The organism is Streptomyces sp. MMG1121 (assembly GCF_001280015.1).
Lineage (GTDB): Bacteria > Actinomycetota > Actinomycetes > Streptomycetales > Streptomycetaceae > Streptomyces.
In genome coordinates, this window is the sequence record NZ_LGDV01000187.1 from 1 (window position 1) to 18,091 (window position 18,091).

At 70.2% G+C, this 18,091-nt stretch carries 20 protein-coding genes; 9 read left to right on the forward strand and 11 right to left on the reverse strand.

Annotation, left to right across the window (positions count from 1 at the left end; genetic code table 11):
* Positions 1 to 9: 9 nt before the first annotated feature.
* Both ADK64_RS45035 and ADK64_RS17600 read left to right on the forward strand, forming a co-directional pair.
* Positions 10 to 120, forward strand: coding sequence for a carotenoid oxygenase family protein (locus ADK64_RS45035; protein ID WP_420712994.1), 111 nt, complete (start codon positions 10 to 12; stop codon positions 118 to 120).
* A gap of 67 nt (positions 121 to 187) precedes the next feature.
* The gene (locus tag ADK64_RS17600; RefSeq protein WP_053660015.1) at positions 188 to 685 is read left to right on the forward strand and encodes a nuclear transport factor 2 family protein; all 498 of its coding nucleotides are present in this window, start codon (positions 188 to 190) and stop codon (positions 683 to 685) included.
* A 247-nt stretch (positions 686 to 932) separates the two neighbouring features.
* Here ADK64_RS17600 and ADK64_RS17605 read toward each other — a convergent pair whose 3' ends face one another.
* Positions 933 to 1,451 carry a hypothetical protein gene (locus ADK64_RS17605; RefSeq protein WP_159046279.1) on the reverse strand — a complete coding sequence of 173 codons (519 nt, stop codon included), beginning with the start codon at positions 1,449 to 1,451 and terminating at the stop codon, positions 933 to 935.
* A 520-nt stretch (positions 1,452 to 1,971) separates the two neighbouring features.
* On the opposite strand from ADK64_RS17605, the gene ADK64_RS17610 reads away from it, so the two are divergent.
* On the forward strand, positions 1,972 to 2,490 hold the full coding sequence (locus ADK64_RS17610; protein WP_053660019.1) for a hypothetical protein: 519 nt from the start codon (positions 1,972 to 1,974) through the stop codon (positions 2,488 to 2,490).
* Positions 2,491 to 2,776: 286 nt separating this feature from the next.
* Here the strand turns inward: ADK64_RS17610 and ADK64_RS17615 are convergent, their stop codons facing one another.
* Positions 2,777 to 2,989, reverse strand: a complete 213-nt coding sequence (locus ADK64_RS17615) for a hypothetical protein (RefSeq protein ID WP_107093008.1) — start codon at positions 2,987 to 2,989, stop codon at positions 2,777 to 2,779.
* A gap of 313 nt (positions 2,990 to 3,302) precedes the next feature.
* Between ADK64_RS17615 and ADK64_RS17620 the strand changes: the two genes are divergently transcribed.
* The 3 genes from ADK64_RS17620 to ADK64_RS17630 all read left to right on the forward strand — a co-directional run bounded on the left by ADK64_RS17620 (position 3,303) and on the right by ADK64_RS17630 (position 6,276).
* Positions 3,303 to 4,328, forward strand: a complete 1,026-nt coding sequence (locus ADK64_RS17620) for a YncE family protein (RefSeq protein WP_159046280.1) — start codon at positions 3,303 to 3,305, stop codon at positions 4,326 to 4,328.
* Positions 4,329 to 4,393: 65 nt separating this feature from the next.
* On the forward strand, positions 4,394 to 5,359 hold the full coding sequence (locus ADK64_RS17625; RefSeq protein ID WP_053660024.1) for a TrmB family transcriptional regulator: 966 nt from the start codon (positions 4,394 to 4,396) through the stop codon (positions 5,357 to 5,359).
* Between the two features lie 227 nt (positions 5,360 to 5,586).
* Positions 5,587 to 6,276: a helix-turn-helix transcriptional regulator gene (locus ADK64_RS17630; protein WP_053660026.1), complete on the forward strand. Its 690-nt coding sequence runs from the start codon at positions 5,587 to 5,589 to the stop codon at positions 6,274 to 6,276.
* Between the two features lie 38 nt (positions 6,277 to 6,314).
* On the opposite strand, the gene ADK64_RS47365 is transcribed toward ADK64_RS17630, so the two are convergent.
* Entirely contained in the window at positions 6,315 to 6,455 is a 141-nt protein-coding gene (locus tag ADK64_RS47365; RefSeq protein ID WP_234384609.1) for a hypothetical protein, read from the reverse strand.
* A gap of 13 nt (positions 6,456 to 6,468) precedes the next feature.
* Between ADK64_RS47365 and ADK64_RS47370 the strand changes: the two genes are divergently transcribed.
* Positions 6,469 to 6,891 carry a DUF3291 domain-containing protein gene (locus ADK64_RS47370; RefSeq protein ID WP_234384620.1) on the forward strand — a complete coding sequence of 141 codons (423 nt, stop codon included), beginning with the start codon at positions 6,469 to 6,471 and terminating at the stop codon, positions 6,889 to 6,891.
* A 45-nt stretch (positions 6,892 to 6,936) separates the two neighbouring features.
* Here ADK64_RS47370 and ADK64_RS17635 read toward each other — a convergent pair whose 3' ends face one another.
* Positions 6,937 to 9,309 carry a SpoIIE family protein phosphatase gene (locus ADK64_RS17635; RefSeq protein WP_053660028.1) on the reverse strand — a complete coding sequence of 791 codons (2,373 nt, stop codon included), beginning with the start codon at positions 9,307 to 9,309 and terminating at the stop codon, positions 6,937 to 6,939.
* 543 nt (positions 9,310 to 9,852) lie between these two features.
* Between ADK64_RS17635 and ADK64_RS17645 the strand changes: the two genes are divergently transcribed.
* Positions 9,853 to 10,413: a hypothetical protein gene (locus ADK64_RS17645; protein ID WP_234384610.1), complete on the forward strand. Its 561-nt coding sequence runs from the start codon at positions 9,853 to 9,855 to the stop codon at positions 10,411 to 10,413.
* 109 nt (positions 10,414 to 10,522) lie between these two features.
* Here the strand turns inward: ADK64_RS17645 and ADK64_RS43085 are convergent, their stop codons facing one another.
* The 3 genes from ADK64_RS43085 to ADK64_RS17660 all read right to left on the reverse strand — a co-directional run bounded on the left by ADK64_RS43085 (position 10,523) and on the right by ADK64_RS17660 (position 14,175).
* A complete protein-coding gene (locus ADK64_RS43085) occupies positions 10,523 to 10,984 on the reverse strand; it encodes an SLATT domain-containing protein (protein ID WP_234384611.1) in 462 nt (153 codons plus the stop codon).
* A 628-nt stretch (positions 10,985 to 11,612) separates the two neighbouring features.
* Positions 11,613 to 12,149, reverse strand: coding sequence for a GNAT family N-acetyltransferase (locus ADK64_RS17650; protein WP_053660207.1), 537 nt, complete (start codon positions 12,147 to 12,149; stop codon positions 11,613 to 11,615).
* Positions 12,150 to 13,200: 1,051 nt separating this feature from the next.
* On the reverse strand, positions 13,201 to 14,175 hold the full coding sequence (locus ADK64_RS17660; protein ID WP_053660035.1) for a hypothetical protein: 975 nt from the start codon (positions 14,173 to 14,175) through the stop codon (positions 13,201 to 13,203).
* A gap of 578 nt (positions 14,176 to 14,753) precedes the next feature.
* Here ADK64_RS17660 and ADK64_RS17665 point away from each other — a divergent pair.
* Entirely contained in the window at positions 14,754 to 15,449 is a 696-nt protein-coding gene (locus tag ADK64_RS17665) for a glycerophosphodiester phosphodiesterase (protein WP_053660037.1), read from the forward strand.
* A gap of 211 nt (positions 15,450 to 15,660) precedes the next feature.
* Here ADK64_RS17665 and ADK64_RS45040 read toward each other — a convergent pair whose 3' ends face one another.
* The 4 genes from ADK64_RS45040 to ADK64_RS17680 form a co-directional block, all read right to left on the reverse strand.
* The gene (locus ADK64_RS45040) at positions 15,661 to 16,185 is read right to left on the reverse strand and encodes a hypothetical protein (protein ID WP_107093010.1); all 525 of its coding nucleotides are present in this window, start codon (positions 16,183 to 16,185) and stop codon (positions 15,661 to 15,663) included.
* Positions 16,169 to 16,660, reverse strand: coding sequence for an RNA polymerase sigma factor (locus tag ADK64_RS17670; protein ID WP_053660039.1), 492 nt, complete (start codon positions 16,658 to 16,660; stop codon positions 16,169 to 16,171). Before ADK64_RS17670 ends, ADK64_RS45040 begins: the two co-directional genes overlap by 17 nt.
* A 121-nt stretch (positions 16,661 to 16,781) precedes the next feature.
* Entirely contained in the window at positions 16,782 to 17,402 is a 621-nt protein-coding gene (locus ADK64_RS17675) for a class F sortase (protein ID WP_053660041.1), read from the reverse strand.
* Positions 17,399 to 17,800 carry a hypothetical protein gene (locus ADK64_RS17680; protein ID WP_053660042.1) on the reverse strand — a complete coding sequence of 134 codons (402 nt, stop codon included), beginning with the start codon at positions 17,798 to 17,800 and terminating at the stop codon, positions 17,399 to 17,401. The genes ADK64_RS17675 and ADK64_RS17680 overlap by 4 nt, the downstream gene beginning before the upstream one ends.
* Positions 17,801 to 18,091: the final 291 nt, after the last annotated feature.

The following is an 18,091-nucleotide window of genomic DNA, read 5'->3' on the forward strand; positions in this document are numbered from 1 at the left end:
CACCTACTCATCCTCGACGCCTCCGGCCTCAACCACGTCGCCACCATCCACCTGCCCCACCGCGTCAGCGCCGGACTCCACGGCACCTGGATCCCCGACGCCGCTCCGCAGCTGAGGTGACCTCAGACCGCCATCCTCCCAGCGGATCCCGGCCCCGCATCACACGTTGACACCGAAAGGCACCATCATGAACCTCCACAGGACCCCCGTGGTGTCCGCCCTGTCCGCCGTCGTCGGCGTCGCCCTCCTGGGCGGTACCGCCTTCGCCGACAAGGCCCCCGACGGTCACCTCCCGAGCCAGGTCACGGCCTGGGCCGCGGCCTGGAACGGCACCGATCCCAACCAGCTCGGCAGCCTCTTCACCAGCAACGGCACCTACACCGACGAGGCCGTCGTCTTCACCTCCCACGGCCGCCAGGAGATCAGCGGATGGAAGGCCCGCACCGACACGCTCATCGACCAAGTCCACGTCACCGTGACCGGTGCCTACCAGAGCGGTGACCACATCACCATCGAGTCGGTGTACGCCGGGCACATCAAGGGCGCGCCCAAGCCGTTCGCAGTGCCCATGGCCACCATCCTCGTCCTCGACGGGAAGCAGATCGCCAGCGACAAGGACTACTACAACCTCAACGCGGTTCTCACCCAGTCCGGCCTGCCCACTGACTGGACCCCCGGCAAGTAGGCACAGTCCTGAGTGCACGCGCCGGTCAAGGGCAGGGCCCGGCCAACACCGAGTGCAGACGCCGCTGGTCCCGGTACCCGCCAATGGGTACCGGGACCAGCGGGTACCAGCACCAGCGGGTACGCGGATCTCCGACGGCGGGGGTCGCGGAGACCCCGGCCTCCTGCCCGGGAAGTGGCTCACGCGGGTGGCGGCCGGCGAGCAAAGCTGCGACGACGGATCAGTTCGTGCAGGTGTCGGGCATCGATCACTGCGCCGACTTCTCCGCCGCGGTCGGCCGTCCGGACCTCTGTCGCCCTTCGACCGTCGCCTTCACGACCTCGGTCACCGTGGTGCTGTCGTACACGAAGTACCAGGAACCCGAAGCGGGCTGACAACTGCCGGGCTCGTCCTGGACGTTCTTCCCGTCCCGGGCCGGCACCTCCTGCCGGGCCGTGCAGCCGTCGGGCCGGGAGATCCACATGTCGGGCTCGTCTCGGGACGGACTCTCCCATCGTCCACGCGAGCGCGTAGTCACCGAGCTGACCGCGTCGAAGTACTGGTGGACCACTGGCGGCCGGCGCCCGGCGGCTGGAACGGGATCGATCCGCAGGGCGCAGAGCCGGGCGGCGGCGTCCGCGACGGAGGGCGGGCCGAGTTGACGGCAGTGGGCGACGGCGTCCTCCAGGCCGGCCGGGGCGGCTGCGCGCTCGCCGAGCGCGAAGGGTGCGGCAAGCAGCGCCTCCAGGGCGCGCCTCGTCCAGCGGGCTGCGGGTGTCGCGGGCAAGTCGCAGGGCACTGCTGGTGGAGCGTCAGCGCCGAGCACGGATCGTCCGTCCGCTCACTCAGGGGTCCGAGGCCGACTGGGCTGGTTCGGGACGGCAGTCCCCGGCAGTCCTGTCCGGGCAGGCCGCCCCCGCGCCACACGGACTCCTGCGACCGCGGCCGGAAAGCACAGGCAAGACATACGCGCCCGAACTCGCCGCCCGGATCCCCTCCCGCGACACCTGGCGCGCCGGCTTTCGCAGGACACAACCAGCGTCACGTAACACGGCTCACCCCATCACGTCCGCAGCGACACGCCACGGCAAGGGATGGATAGACGCCAGAAGATCACCTTAAGGGACTAATAGTACGTCAATCCTCTTTATTTCTCTCCCATTTGAAGCCCTGCTCAATGTTTCCAATGCCCCGATCAGCGCCATGGAGCCGCCCTTTCGAAATGCCCGGAATGACAGCCACGAATACGTTTGATCACAAGCCGGCTGACGAGTCGGTGTCTCAGAGGAAGAAACAGGAGAAGCGACATGAAGCTTTCCAGTTCCACTATGGTCACCGCCTCTGTCTCAGCCGCCGCAGCCCTCGTCGCGACCGGCATCACCTACGCCTCCGCCACTTCCGCCGAGGCGCCCCAGGCAGCCCCGGCCGGCGTGGCCGCGGCGCCCCTCGGCGGCAACTCCGGACAGGGCAAGGGCAACGAAGGAAAAGGCAACGAAGGCGGTGAGCACCACCACCGAGAGGGCCGCATCCTCGTCAACGAGCGGTCGTACTCAAGCCGCTCGGGTGACTGCATCACCGTGGTCAGCGGCCTCGGTGCCCGGAGCCTGAACGTCCTCAACGAGAGCCGCAAGACCGTCGAGGTCTTCCGCGGAGCCGTCTGCGAGAACGGCGCCCCCATCGCCACCGTCGGACCCCACAGCTCCAGCTACGGCCTCCACGTCGACGAGGACGACAACGTCCACGTCCGTGACGGCGTCGTCGCCAGCTTCCGCGTCACCCGCCACCACTGGGACGGCGGGGACGACGACTTCGGCGACGAGGACTGACCCGAAACCGCACCACCACACGGGGCCCCGGACCGCCGCAATCGGGCCAGGGACCACGGACACGGCCATTGTCCGACACCCCACACCCATCCAGACGCCGCCGGGCCCGGACACCAGGCACCACACCCCTGGTGTCCGGGCCTACGCACTTGCCCTCGCCAGCCGCCCCACCCGGGCATTCCCAGCCCCGAACTCCTCCCGCAGCCACGCATCCCCACACCGCCACCGCCGGCACTCTCCCTGGCGATTCCACCACCCCCGAACGGCTGCGGAACGCGCCACCCCTCTACGCGGCCATCACGCGCCACGGCCCCATCCCCCCGCGACGAGGCAGGCCCGCGGCGGCAGCGGACGCGGTGTGCGAGCCGGTCGCCACGGTGGTCGTCTCCTCGTTCGTGCCCAGGCCGGCGAAGAGGACCGCGTGAGCCAGCAGGGCATCGGCAACGTGCTCCAGGACGGCCGCCATGACTGCCTCCGCCTTGGCGGTCAGGTCGTCCACGGCCTTCTCCCCAACCACCTCGCAGCGACCGAACCACACCAACTGCCGCCCCCTCCAGTCAATCTGCGAAACGTCAGGTCAGCACACACACCACTGCGCGGATCCACTGACCGACTACAGGGGAGCCGGCTCGTACCGCGTCATCGGCTGCCCCCCATCCTGTCCTGGCCGGGTTCGGCCAGCGTCCGGAACCGGCCGGAAAAGTGCCGTCGCACGGTCCCTCAGCCGTCGACACCACCCTCGTGGACGTCTAGCGTTCCGGTGGCCGCAGGAACGCACCGGTGCCCATCGCTCCCCACCCGGAGGTCCACAAATGGCACGCCGTATGACCCGCACGGTCCACGCCGCACTCGCCGCCCTCGCGCTCGTCACCGCCGCAGCCACCACCGCCCATGCCACCACAACCTCCTCGCCGCGTCCGTCGGTCGGCACCCTGTGGACCTCCGACGCCACCGACAGTGGTGACGGCCAGAGCCATCTGATCGGCATCGATCCCTCCACCGGCAAGGAGACCGCCCGTATCGGCGTCGGTGCCGAGGCCGAGCCATGGTCCATCGCCGTCACCCGCAACGGCCGCACCGCCTACGTTGCCAACTTCCACAACGGCACCCTCGGCATCGTCGACACCTCCGCGAAGAAGATGACCACCGCCGTGCCACTCGGCATCGACGCCGACTACGTAACCCTGAGCCACGACCAGAAGTACGCGTACGTCACCTCGATGGTCGCCCAGCAGCTGGCCATCGTGGACACCGCCACGAAACGGCTCGTCAAGACGGTCACACTCCCCGGCCCCGCGGAGGGCGCCGCCGTCAGCCCGGACGGCAAGACCGTGTACGTCGGCGTCTACTCCAGGCATGAAGTGGTCGCTCTCGACACCCGAACGGGCGCTCAGCGCGCTGTCTTCTCCGCAGGCGGCCCGTTCGCCCGTCGTGTCCAGCTGAGCCCCGACGGCAAGCAGCTCTACACCACTGACTATTACGGCGGTGCCGTCGACGTCTACAACACCGCCAGGCCCGCCCAGGCGCCCAGAAAGGTCCCAGTCGGCGGCCGGCCTCTGGACCTCGCTCTGAGCCCCGACGGCCGCACGCTCTACGTCTCCGACACCCGCAGCGGGCTCGCTGCCATCGACACCCGCACCCTGAAGGCCCGGCAATTCACCATCACGCCGTCATTCGGTGATCTCGCGGTGTCGAGGGACGGCAAGGCGGTCTACCTCGCCCAGTACGAGTCCGCCGGTTCCGTGTCCGCCTTTGACGCCGGTTCCGGTGAGGTCACCGCGACCTTCGCCGACGGCCTCGCCTATCCCAATGGCCTCGCGCTGGGCCGCGCTTCATGACTACGTGACCTCCCGCCGGGTCGGCTAGGGTCGGCCCGGCACAGTACGTGACAGGGGGGCGGGCCATGTGGGAGCCGATAGGCCTCGACGAGGCCGCGGAGCGCGTCTACCACGCGATGTTGCGGGACTTCCCCGGCACCGCCGCCGCCTACGCCGAGGTGACCGGCTTGCCCGAGCCCGCCGTTCGCGACGCCCTCACCCGGCTTTGCGCCGTCGAACTCGCCGCTCCGGTCCCCGGCGGCGGCCATGTACCCGTCGACCCCCGTGTCGGCCTCGGCGCCCTCATCCGCAGCCGCCGCACCGATCTCGACCGTCTTCAACAAGCGGCCGACCAACTCGCGGACGAATTCCGCGAGACCCGGCTTCGCGACGACACCCGCCGCCTCACCGAGATCGTGCACGGAGCCCCCGCCATCGCGGCGCACGTGGCCGACCTGCTCGCAGCCACCGAGCGGGAACTGCTCGTCCTCGTCGGCCCCCCGTTCCTCGACCCCGGTGACGACAGTCTCGATCCGATGCTCGACGTGCTCGGCCGCGGTGTCACTTGCCGGGCCGTGCACGCCGCCGATGTCATTGCCGCACCCGGCGGCTACGCACAGGCCCAGCGCTTGACGCAGGCGGGCGAGCACATCCGCGTCCTGCCGGACATCCCTGTCAAACTGCTCCTCGCCGACCGCCGCCGTGCCCTCCTCCCCCTGTCCGCCAGCACGGACCGGATGATGGAGACCGCGGTGGTCGTCCGCGAGTCCGCCCTGACCCAGGCACTCGCCGCGATGTTCGAGGCACTGTGGGAGCGAGCCGTCCCCTTCGGCTCGGCGGACGTGACGATCACCGCCGAGGTCACCCCGCCCCCGGCCGACCGGGCGCTCCTCACGCTTCTCGGCACGGGCCTGAAAGACGAGGCGATAGCACGTCAACTCGGCATCAGCGAACGTTCGTTGCGTCGGCGCCTGACCCGCCTGCTGACCAGGCTCTCCGCCACCAGCCGCTTCCAGGCCGGTGCCCAGGCGGTGCGGCGCGGCTGGCTGTGAACCATCGGCGACATTGATCAGGCTGCGGCGCAGAGACCCGGCAGCGGCCTTGGCCAGGCAGGTGGCGGCTTCCTCCGCCATTCGGCCGCCGCGCGACGCACCGGTGATCTTCCGCGATAGCGCCACGGAGCGCAGGAGGACGTGTGCCGTCGATGCGCTCTCGGGACGGGCCGGCCGGAGCGGTCCGTCTTTCTATCTCCAACCCGTGTTGTTCCTAGAATGGCAGGGTGGAGGACATCGATGCGATCGCGGTGTTGCAGGATCCGGTGCGGCGCCGTCTGTACGAGTACGTGGTGGCACAGGGGCGCGAGGTCGGCCGTAACGAGGCCGCCGAGGCGGCCGGGGTGGCGCGCACACTCGCTGCGCACCATCTGGACAGGCTGACCGAGGCCGGGCTGCTGGAGAGCGGCAGTCGCCGTCTGACGGGCCGCTCGGGGCCGGGGGCGGGCCGGCCCGCGAAGGTGTACACGCGGGCGCAGGCGGAGCGGTCGGTGTCGCTGCCCGCCCGCGACTACCGCACGGCCGCCGAGCTGCTCGCCGAGGCGGCCGAGCAGGCCGGGCTGGACGACGGGCTCCGTGCGGCCGCGCGCCGCCGCGGTGAGGTCCTGCGCGGCTCGGCGGCGCCCTGCGGCAGCCTCGAAGAGGCCACGCAGATGCTGGCCGCCCGCGGCTACGAACCACACCTGGAAGGCATCGGAGACGCCAAAGGGGCGTCGGGGGCGGCCGCGCGTGTCGTCCGTATGCGCAACTGCCCCTTCCATACCGTCGCCGAACGCTTCCCACCGCTCGTGTGCGGCATGAATCTCGCGCTGCTGGAGGGGCTGCTCGGCACCGACGGCCCCGTCCGGGCTCGCATGGACCCCCGGCCGGGGGGATGCTGCGTAATCGTCGAAGCTTCTAAAAGCATTATTCACTGACATAGAAACGCAGGGCGCGGAGGGCCGAGGCCATGACCTCAGCCCGGCACGTCGCGCACCTCGCCCAGCTCGACGTCGCGGCACTGCGCCACCCCTTCCGCGACGCGCACATGATGCCGTTCGTCGAGAGGAGGGTCGGCCGACGCCACGGGGCCGCGCCCGGCAGGCGTGGACGTCATCCTCATCCTGTCGGTGCGGCAGTCCCGGGAGGCCCTGTGGGGCTTCACCTACCGAAGCGGGCACTTGGAAGTGACGCGGCGACGTCGCGAATGGTTCGAGCGGCGCGTCGAGGCGCTCCTGGTGGTCTGGCGGGTCCTTGCCGGTCGCCTCCCGGCCGTCGACGAGGCCCCTCAGCGGCTGGCGGACCTGCGAACGCACGGACCCGTCCCCGTGCGCGTTCTCCTCCTCCGTCACCGCCGTCGAGGCCGCCCAGCGGCTTCAGGCCGAGCCGTCGACGTGACCCGAGCAGTCCAGCCACCGACGCAGCCCGAGCAGTCCGGCCACAGCGCGCGGCCGACTCCGGGCGGCCGACCTCGCACGCGGTCCACCTCGGCGGCACAGCCACTGCGTCGGTGGCCACCGGTTCTGCTTTCGTCCGCCGCGGCCGCCTTCTGAAATCTTCTGCCGCCTTCTGAATTCTCTGCCGCGTTCTGAAATCTTCTAAGGGATCGCCAGCTCGGCCCAGATGGTCTTCCCGGACGAGGTGTACCGCGTGCCCCAGCGCTGGGACATCTGGGCGACGAGGAACAGGCCGCGGCCTCCCTCATCGTCCCGACGCGCTCGCCGCAGGTGAGGCGCGGTGTGCGCGGTGTCGGAGACCTCGCACAGCAGGCAGCGGTCCCTGATCAGTCTCAGCATGACGGGCCCGGTCGCATACCGGATGCCGTTGGTGACCAGCTCGCTCACCACGAGTGCGGCGGTGAAGGACACGTCGGACAGGCCCCAGGTGTCCAACTGGCGCTGGGTGACTGTGCGGGCGTGAGCCACCACGGCCGGGTCGGGCGGCAGCTCCAGGTCCGTCACCCGGTCAGAGCCGAGCCGCCGGGTGCGAATGAGCAGCAGTGTGGCGTCGTCCGCCTGCGGCCCGGGCGGCAGGGTCGACAGGGCCCGGTCGCACAGCTCCTCCAACGGGCATCGCTGCCAGGTGAGCACATGGGCGAGCCGGTCGATTCCGCTGTCGATGTCGGTGCGCCGGTCCTCCACCACGCCGTCGGTGAAGAACGCCACCACGCTGCCGCTGGACAAACCCACCTCAACGTTCTCGTAGGGCAGGCCGCCCAGCCCGAGGGGCGGTCCCGGCACGAGTGACGACAGGGCCACCGAGCCGTTCGCGTCGGCCACGATCGGCGGGGGGTGGCCCGCGCTCGCCCAGACGCACCGGCCGCTGACCGGGTCGTAGATGGCGTAGAGGCAGGTCACTCCGAGCGCCTCGTTGCCCGGCCCGTCGTCCGCGTTCGGTTCCGACTCCTGCGCGACCAGAGCGTCCAGCCGGGTGAGCAGCTCGGCCGGGTCCAGGTCCAGCAGGGCCAGGGTTCGTACGGTGGCGCGCAGTCGGCCCATGGTCGCGGCCGCGTGCACGCCGTGGCCCACCACGTCACCGACGGTCAGGCCCACTCTGGCGCCGGACAGCGGAATCAGGTCGAACCAGTCACCGCCCACGCCCACGCGGCTGTCGGCGGGAAGGTAGCGGTACGCCACGTCGACCGCGCTCTGCTCCGGCAGGTGCTGTGGCAGCAGGCTGCGCTGCAGTACCAGAGCTGCCGAGTGCTGGCTGGTGTAGCGGCGGGCGTTGTCGATGCCTACGGCGGCTCGCTCGGTCAGTTCCACGGCGAGCGTCTGCTCCTCGGGCCCGAACGGGTCAGGATTGCTGCTGCGCCGGAAGGTGACGAGGCCGAGGACCCCATCGCGGGCGAGCAGCGGGACGAAGAGGCAGGAGTGCGCGACGGCCGATCCCTCGCCGCCCGCCGCCTCGGGCCCGGAGGCGTCGACGACGGGGCGGCTGGTGGTCAGGCTCAGAGCCTGCGGTGACGACGGCGGGTAGGAGACGGGACTGGTCCGGAACTCCTCCGGCGTACGGCCGTGCATCCGCAGCAGGCTGTGCCCCGGCGCCGACCCCGTCGGTGGCTGCCGTCCCTCGATGACCGCCGGCGGGAGGTCCACCTGAACCTCGTCGGCCAGCTGCGGCACCGCCACGTCAGCGAGCTCCGCGGCAGTACGACGCACGTCCAGCGAGGCACCGATGCGCTTTCCCGCCCGCACGAGCAGCGACAGGCGTTCCTGGGCGTGGTAGCGGTCGGTGATGTCCAGGGACTCCTCGAACAGCCCCAGCGGTTCGCCTCGGGCGTCCACCAGCCGGTGGTACGAGCAGGACCAGACGTGCTCGCGCACCGGGTCGACGGGAGCACGACCGCGATAGTGCATGCCCATGATCGGTTCCCCCGTCTTCAGAACGTGCTCCATGATCTGGTCTTCGTCCGGGGGGTGGTGGCGGGAGATGAATTCACCTTCGGGAAAGAGATCCTCGGCCGGTCGCCCGATGTACGGGCCGATCCCCCCGAGCTCCAGATCGGTGGAGACGTTCCCCCAGACGACACACATGTCGGTGTCGAAGATCGTCAGGCCCACGGGAGACTCGGTCGCCAGTCCCTGGAGCATCGCGAGCTGCGCCTCCCAGCCGCGTTGCGCCTCCAGGTCGGCCGCGACGACGACGGTCGCGGCGACGCCCTGGTGCGCGAGCGGACTGAAGGTGACGGCCGCGCGCAGCGTACGTCCGTCCCGACAGCTGAGGTCCAGGACTGCGCTGCGGGGCCTGTGTGCCGTGCAGAGGGCGGACTGGCGCTGCCCCGGGGCCGCTGCCAGCAGCCGGGTGGCCGGCTTGCCGAGTACATCCTCCGGTGCATGGCCCAGGAGGCGCTGGGCCGAGGATCCCCATCCGGAGATACGGCCTTCGGCGTCCAGTACTGCGGCGGCGGCCTTGGAGAGGTCCAAAGGACTGTGGAAGTCGACGTTGGCCGCATTCGGAAAACGATCCATGGCACCGCTTCCCTCCGTGCTCCCTCAGCATCCCGTGCGGCACGACGGACGACAACCGCACACGCGATCGCCACCGGCCTGCGCAGAGCGACCGCCGATGACTGCCCGGCGGCGACCTGCCAAGGTGGGCACCCACCCACTGATCGAGAAGCTGCTGCCGGCTGGCACAGCCAGCGCGGTCCGTCGCTCTCCGGAGTCAAAGACCTGCGGCAGGAGAGGCGAGCGGAGCCGTGGTGACGTTCCTGGGACGACTGGCGACAGCCGGCTTGCCTGCCGCCCGGCACACCGCCGCCCTCAGTCACTCGCAGTCGCTCACAGTCGCTCGCTACGACGACCTGCTCGCGCTCTCCTCCCACAGTCACGTCTTCTCTGAACTTCGCTGCGTGAGAATGAGGCGCCGTTTCGTCTTGGCGCTATCGATGTGATGAGTGGACCGATCCGGAGTGGGCTCCCCTGCCTGGTGCCCGCACCGGCGTCGGACTAGGTTTGCGGTCGGCAACGGACGATCAAGCGGGGGAGCGCATGGCGGAGTTGGGTGATCTTGTGCGGCTGTTCGGCCCGCCTCCGGCTCGTGAATCGTCTCCGGAGGACTGGGCCGAAGTCGAGGACTATGTCGGCTCAGCACTGCCGTACGACTTCAAGGCGTTTCTGGACGCCTATGGCACGGGCGCGATCTGCGGCGAGCTGGTCGTCTTCCACCCGCGAGGTACCAGCCCGCTGCTCACTAGGATGCGGAAGGTCCACGAGTCGTTCGGCCAGTCGTGGCGGCGTGGCTCGGACGAGTATCCGTTCCGGTTCCACCCTGACCCGGGCGGCCTCATCTCCTGGGGATACGACTACTCGGGCGACGAGCACTTCTTTTGGCCGTGCGCCCAGCAGCCGGACCGCTGGAAGGTTGTCACCAACATCAACGGGGCCCACCCCGAGGTCTTCGACGGACCGTTCACCGACTTCGTACTCTCCTTCGTCAAGCGCCTGCGCGACGTGGATCCGTACCACGGCATCGATCCGGATGCCGTGGCGTTCCTTGAGCCGGAAGATCTGAACGAACTGGCAGCGCGTGGCGAGATCGGTCCAGTCAATCCGAGCTTCGAGCCGTTCTGACCTGCTTGGGGGCGTTCTTTCGCGCTTGATCGAGCGACGGAGCGCTTCATGGATTTTCCATGGCCTGCCGTAAGCCTCACGGTTGACGAGCGCAGGTGATCAGGCCTTATCAGGCCTGCCTGCTCCCCGGCTCTGTCGCGCTCTCCAGCCCGCGACGGTAGGCGGCCCACGCCTGCAACTCGTCCCTAGCTGTCGCCTCTACTTCATTCAACAGGCGTTGACGAACCTCGTCGTTGCGATTCTCTTCGGGAACCAACTGGTAACGCTGGATGGCCAGACGCAGTCTTGTCCAGGCTTCTGCGGCGAGGACATAACGTTCCGTGTAGTTGAATACCTGACGGAATCCTCCGATAAAGACCGTGGCTCCGGCCACGGTAGCTGTGACAACTGCGGGTGCCCCGACACCTGCGGCGACGACCGTGGCAGCCCCGGTGAACAGGGCCCCGAGCTCAGTCGCCCAGTGCCATCTGCGGGCACGCACACAGGTGCGCGCATACCAGGCCGAATCCGCGAGGGCCTGCGTGAGGAGTCGATCTTCGCCCGTTGACGACATGGGTATCTCCTTCAGCATCGGAACATACGAGTCCTTGGCCGACCGTGTGGTCGCGTACTTCTAGCGGTACTGCCCGGTGGAAGGACACTCCATCGCCGCGTGAAACGCCCAGTCGCTCGCCCGTCGGCCGACGTTTGCGGCGCGGGCGATCCAGTCGCCGGCGGACGTCTTGTGCCACTGGACGGCGACCTGGCTGTGGACGCCGAGCACTCGGCGAGGAGGGCGGCGGGCAGATCGGTGCCAAGGGTGAACAGGGTGGTGGGGCGGTCCCGCCGGGGCTGGATTCCGACCTTGTGGAGGCGCTGCCCGACTCGGTCATCACCGCGGGGTGTCCGGGAAGCCCACCGGGGACAGCCAGGGGACGTCGTCCGGTGTCTCGTGAAGCGTCGGGCGGCGTCGGACGTGCGCTGGCCGGCCGGGAGTTGTGACGAGGCGCTCGGCGGTGTGTTGCCCGAAGGCGTTCGGCTTCGGTCCGCAGGTCCACAGATCCACAGGTCCGGCTGGCCGTAGATCTGTGAACTGGCGACCTGTGGATTCACACCCGCCTGATGCAATTCCCGAGGAATGGCGTAGTGGTGGCGGTGTTGGAGGGCTTCGGCGATGGTCCCGTCGCCGCCGCGCGGCCGGCCCTGAGGGCAAGGGTCCGTCACATCGGGAGCGAGAGCAGGCGCACCGGGCCTGAGGGCCAGTGAGCGTTGTCGCGGAGGGGTGTCACCATGGTCCGCAGCGGCATGACGACGACGCGGGCCTCGGGTTGTTCGACGAGTACGTCCTCGTCCAGCAGGTGCCATCCGAGGCACTGGTACAGGGGCACGAGAGGAGGCCGGCAGAACAAGAGTGCGTGCTGAGGGCCCATGGCGCGGGCGTTCTCCAACGCGGCTGTGACAACGAGCCGTGCCAGTCCCCGGCCTCGCAGGTCGGGTGCGACGGCCACCCCGCCGACACCCACCACCTGAGTCTCGGCCTCGCCGATCACGACGGGCAGTCGCAACAGGCCGGCATGTGCCACGAGCCGGCTGCCGCGTCTGATCCCGACGTGTTCTTCTTTGGGCAGCCACGTCAAACCGGCCGCCGCCACACCGAAGGGATCATCGCCGTCGCCGAGGATCTCGTCCTGCTCCGCTTTCGTGTATCGCGGGAGCCGCACCACAGTTGGTATCGCAGAGTATGGGTTCTCAGTCATCCCCCCTATCATGATCTCTCCGCCGGGCACTGGCCAGGACATCCCTTCCAGCCGGTCTGCGCCATCCTGTGAGAGGGGCTCGTCTCCCCCGGCAGGTGCGAGGTCGGTCTCCGGTGGCGTCCCGGGCCGCGTCCCGCACCTGGACGACGGCAAGCCGGGGTGAACCATCCGCGGGCGTCGGCCGACCCTGCCCCACCGGCTCGCCGCCCAGTACCGGTACGCGCCGTCCGCAACACGATCCGCAGCGCCATCGACGACGTCCTCCACGAAGTCCCCGAGAAAGCCGACGGGTTCACCCCGTACGTCTCCCTCGCTACATCCCGAGCGCCAGCCCAGCTGCACCCGTCAGCCATGCCCTCGGCGAGTTCGAGTGCGCCCCAGCACGCACCCGGAAGACACCCCTCCCGCACCGACGACGCCGCGCCCGGTCGGCTGCACACGAAGAGGCGGGCCGCCCGCACCAGAAGTGGCCCGTCAGCAGATCGCCTCCCCTGCGTAACACCAACGCCGCCCAGGCAGGGGTCGCCCAGGGCAACACCTTCCTGAACACCGCGCTCCGATGACACACAACACCGTGTGCCCCGCCCACGCCCAAGTCGGCGTCCAGCTCGTCCTCATCGGAGTTGGGCCGGCCCGCGTACCGGGTTGTGATCGATCCGGGCGAGTACGGCCCGTGCCCGAAACGACTGCGGCAGCGGTTCGAGGTGCGAGGGGTGAGCCGGGGTCCGCCCGGCTCGTGAGAGCGGATTACCGAGCGGTGGCGGAACCCATGACCAGGACGGCGCGCCGCCTGCTCATCGCCCGGCCCAGGGTGGCCATCACACTGTTGCGCCGACCGGAGACCGTAATGGGCGGCGGCGTGCGGCGGTCGAGTGCCTTCAGGGCCGCCGCCACGACCTCCTGGGGCGTCTGGCGCTTGGTGCCGCCGCTGTACCGGGTTGGTGCCGTAGGGCCAAAGGCTGCCGGAGCGGGCACACTCTGCATCGCGGCATTGCCGACGACGGAGGGTCCACACGTTCCTGAGACAGCGAAACCGGATCGAAGGTTGGAATCAGGAGTCCGACGGGGCCTTGTAAAGCCGTACCGTGGCAGCGACTTTCCTCAGTGTCGCGTCCGGTACCTCGCCGGACACGTTCTTGGCACCGAAGAACGACCAGGAGACCAGGTCCCCTGCGGAGTTCTTGAAGGCGAAGACCCAGGCCTTGCCGTCCGATGCGCACTTCTTCGACTTCTTCACACCCACGGACCAGGCCGTTCCCAGGCTGCCCCTGAGACCGGAGTTCGTGGTGAACTCCTCGACGGTACCGGACTTCACCTTTGTCTTGTCCGGTTGGGCGTACGCCCCGTACACCCAGGTCTCCGGGTCGGAGCCCGCAATCTCCTGAGTGGTTTTGTAACCGTTGTTGCCCCTCGTGCCCAGCTGGGCCAGTGGTGTGTCCTCCAGCGTGCCGTCCCGGTCGTCGTCCGAGGAACACCACTTCTTCTGCAGCATCGCGACATTGCGGATCGCGATGAGGGGTTTGTCGTCCGGGTCCCCGTCCTTGGCGACGTAGCTGACCCAGTCGGCGGGCTGGACCTCCCATTGGGGCGGGACGTCGAACGCGATTCCCTGGGTCGGGTTCGTGAGGACCTTCCAGCCCTTGATCGTGGCGGTCCGGGTGTCGGGCCCCCTGGGATCGGTGGAACTCTGCGACGGCGAGGCGGTGTTGGTCGGCTTCGGGTCGGGCCCGTCGTGCTTGTGGTCGCCGAGCACCAGGAATCCGGTGACGCCCGCGGCAAGCACGACGGCCGCCGCGGCGACGACGGCGACGACGCTGGTCCGGTTCCGGCCGCCGCCCGTCGGCGGAGGCACGGGCCCGCCGGCAGCCGGCTGCGTGGGCGATTGCACCTGCCAGGGCTGAGGCTGCTGGTAGGGGTTCGGCTGGAACGGGCCGGGTCCGGGCTGCAGGTACGGATTCGGCTGGTGTCCGACCTGGGGCTGCTGCGGGTTCTGATCGCCCCTGAACTGCTGCTCTCCTGGCCACATGTGCCGTAACGATACGGCGGCCGCCTTCCGGAGCGCGACCGAGGGGTGATCCGGAACGGTAGTCGTTCTGGGTCGTCATACTGTGCGCAGCTGAACTCGCAGCGTACGCGGGGAAGTTGGCGTTGCAGGCACAGGAGGCCATGCGCCTGGAACCCGACCCCGGCTTCCTGTCGATCGTTCGGAGCTACCTCAACGGTCACGTCGACAGTGCGCCACGGCCGTGACTCGCGCCGTTATGACCGTGGGCACCGTGCGGCTGGTGACTCGTATCGGCGCGGCGGTACGGACCGCGGGGCGAACCGCGCCCGTCGGTCCCCGGGACCCGGAGCGGCCGAGCGGGCGGATCCTCGCCGCGCACCAGCCGTTTCAGGGCGCGAGTGGCCACTGATCCTTGCGAGCCAGACTCCAGTGCACCCGCCCTGCCCCGGGCACGCTCCGGCACGGTGCAGGCGGGCGGAGTACCACCGGGCGGGCCCGTTACGCTTGGGCTCTCCGACGACTGGTCGCCCGCCGCCCGGCGGGGGGGTACGGCGCTCGTGCGGCTGCCCCGGACCACCATTCCCAAGGACGGCAACCGAGTGTCTTTCTTCACCATCGGCCACCGCGGTGTCATGGCCGCCGAGCCGGAGAACACCCTGCGCTCCTTCCTGCGGGCCGAACGCGAGGGACTGGACGGCATCGAACTGGACCTGCACCTGAGCAGGGACGGCGAACTGGTCGTCATGCACGACGAAACCCTGGACCGCACCACGGACGGCTCCGGTCCCATCGCGGACCAGGAGTTGCGGCAGCTCAAGAAGCTCGACGCCGGCCTCGGCGAGCACATCCCCACGTTCGGTGAGGTACTGGACGCCGTCGGGCCGACGCTGCCGATCCAGGCGGAGATCAAGGACGTGGCCGCCGCCCGGTCGCTGGCCGGCGTACTCACCGACCGCGACCTGCTGGACCGTGTCTCGGTGCTGTCGTTCCACGACGCGGCGCTGATCGAGATCCACAACCTGCTGCCGCAGGCCCGCACCGTGCTGGTGGCAGGCCCCAGCGCGCACCGTGACACCTTCGTCGGCCGCGCTCAGAAGGTCGGTTCCACCCTGGTCAGCGTGGAGCTGCGCCAGCTGAACCGGGCCATCGTGGACAAGTGCGGCGCCGCCGGCATCGACGTGATGGCCTGGACCGTCAACGACGAGCGCGACCTGGAGCTGGCCCGGACACTCGGCCTGGTGGGCTGCGTGACCGACCAGCCCGGTATGAAGCGGCTGGTCGAAGCCACGGCCTGACCTCAGGGGTCCAGGACCGAACCGGCCGCCCATGCGGTCGGACGAGACCATGAATCCGACCCACTGGTTCCCCGGTTCCGACGCCGTCGAGCACGGTGCGACCGGCACAGTCCCCGGGCCCCGTACTCAATCGGAAAGGCGGGCCGCCCCCGTACCAGGATGCTGTGTTCCGGTGCATCGCCCTGGCGGCTCGAGCAGCAGGGGTCAGGGGTCATGGGTGGATGCCGGCCGCGGAGGGGGTCGCGGACCGTGCCGGGTGAGTCGACGGCTCCACCGTGCGCGTGCGTGAGGTGGGGGCCGAGCGCTGGGGTTGTGTCGGGGTTGCCGAGGTGGCGGAGGAGGGCGAGGCGGTCGTCGCCGGGGGGCGGGTGGGAACGGTCGTCGTCGTACCCGTCGAGGGGCGGGCGCTGGGACGAGGGGTGATGCTCACGGCAGCCGACTCGGCCGGGGTCGGCAGGGCCGTGGGGCTGCTCGCCGGAGGCGGAGCGAGGGGGACCGTCGGGGCGGCAGGGTCTTGGTGGGTGGTACGCAGCAGCGGTACGGCGAGGAGGGCGGCGACCGCGCAGGTCGCGCCGGCTCCGACGGCAGCGCGCAGGATGCGACGGCGGGCCGCGCCACGGCGGACCTCCTCGTACCGGCCTGGGGGTGGTGCCAGGTGCTCGGAGGGCGGCCGCATGATGACGGCGAGGGGGTCGTCGGGTTCGAAGTCCGGACCGTCGTCATTGTATGTGATCAAGGCTTCTCCTCAGGTGGGCGCGGAGCAGTTCGCGGGCCGCGTGCAGGTCGGCCTTGACGGTTCCTTCCTTGCGCCCGGTCAGCACGGCCACCTCCCGGATCGGCATGTCAGCGTAGTAGTGCAGGAGGATCGGTATGCGCAGCCGTTCGGGGAGTGCCTGGACGAGCAGGCGGACCGAGGGGTCGGTCTGCTCGGTGGGCGGGCGGACGGACGCCTCCACGGTGACGCGCTGCACCGCCTTGCGCTCGCGCTCCAGCTTGCGCCAGTGGTCCCGGACGATGTTGGCGGCCGTGACGTAGAGGAAGCCCCGGGGTTCCGATACGGACGTCCAGCGGGCCCAGAGGCGGGTGAACGCCTCCGAGGCGATCTCGTGGGCGGTCTCGTCGTCGTCGACCAGGCGGCGGCACCAGCCGGCCAGGCGCGGGTAGAGAGCGGCGAACAGCTCTGCTGCCGCCTTCTCGCGGGACCGTTTCAACGCTCTCCATGGGGGGTGAGGGCACTCGTCGCGCCCGGGGCGCGGACGGGCACCCGTGGGAAAGACCCCGGACCGACGGTGTACGTTCCATCGGCCCGGGATCGGGGCGGGCGGCGGCCGGTCAGTGGCTCGCGGTGCTCAACGCGGCGAAGACGATCACGTTGTCGAGATAGCCGTCGCCAGTACGGGGTCCGCCGCACGTGATGAGCCGCAGCTCCGGCCGGTCGACGTCGCCGTAGACCGCCTTGGTCGGAAAGTCGGCCTTGGCGACGGTCCGTACGGAGGTGACGGTGAACTCGGCCGACCTGCCGTTCTCCAGGCGCACCGTGATCCCGTCACCCCGGCGCAGCCGGTCGAGGTGACGGAAGACGCCGTCCCCGTAGCTGCCGACCGTGACATGGCCGAGGATCACCGACGGACCCATCTGACCCGGCGTCGGGGACTGCTGGTACCAGCCCGCTTGGTCGTGCGCGGTGATCGGGGGCACCTGCACGCTGCCGTCCTGCGCCAGCCCGAGTGGCATGACTGGGGTGTCGACGCCGATCTCGGGGATCCGCAGCCGCGCCGGGTCCGAACGGCCCAGCGCGTGCGGCGCGTTCGCCGGGTCCGCGGAGGACCGGGCGGGCGCGTCCGTGCCGCCGGGGCGGGTGAGCGCCGCTCCGTCGCCGCCGTGGCCGGCGCAGCTCACGAGCAGCGAGGCCAGTGCCGCGGTGACGAGCGCGCGCCTGGAGAGGTGGGTCATGCCCCGGTCGCCCGTCGGCGGCGTACGAGGAAGACCGCCGCGCCGGCCACCGCGAGGCCGCCGGCCGCACCACCGCCGATCAGCACGCCGTCCGAGCCGGAGCCGTCGGAGCCGGTGGTCACACCGGTGTTGGGGGCGCCGCTCGGCACGGCACCGACCTGGCCGCGCCCCTCACTCGGCGCGGCGGTCGGCACGGGGGTGGCCGCCCGGCTCGGCGCCCGGGTCGGGGCCGCACTCGGCTCCGCACTGGCCGGCGCGCTCGGCCGGGCCGACGGGCCGGAGGTGGCGGAGGGACGGGCGGTCGGGGACGCGCTCGCCCCATGGGCGAACGCGGGCACCGTGCTCGCCAGCACGGCGACGCACGCGGCTGCCGTGGCGCTGAGGACTGTTCGGCGCATGAATCGCTCTCTTTCGTCGGCCGGCCCGGCGGGTGGCCGGGCGGTCTGCGTGACGGATCGAGCGGAGAGACGAGACAGACTCAGCACAGGTTGTAAAGGGTTGGCAAAGCCATGCGAGGTCCGGGCTGTGGAGCATGGTCAGTCCCCGGGCAGGCACATGCCGGTTGCGGGCCGGTCACCGCAGGGCGTTCGCCACGCCAGGACAGCGCCCACTCGATCGCGGGACGGTGACAGCCGGACGCCCGCACCGTCCCCGCAGGCGGTGTCCCGGCGGGTCGGCCGGAGTCACGG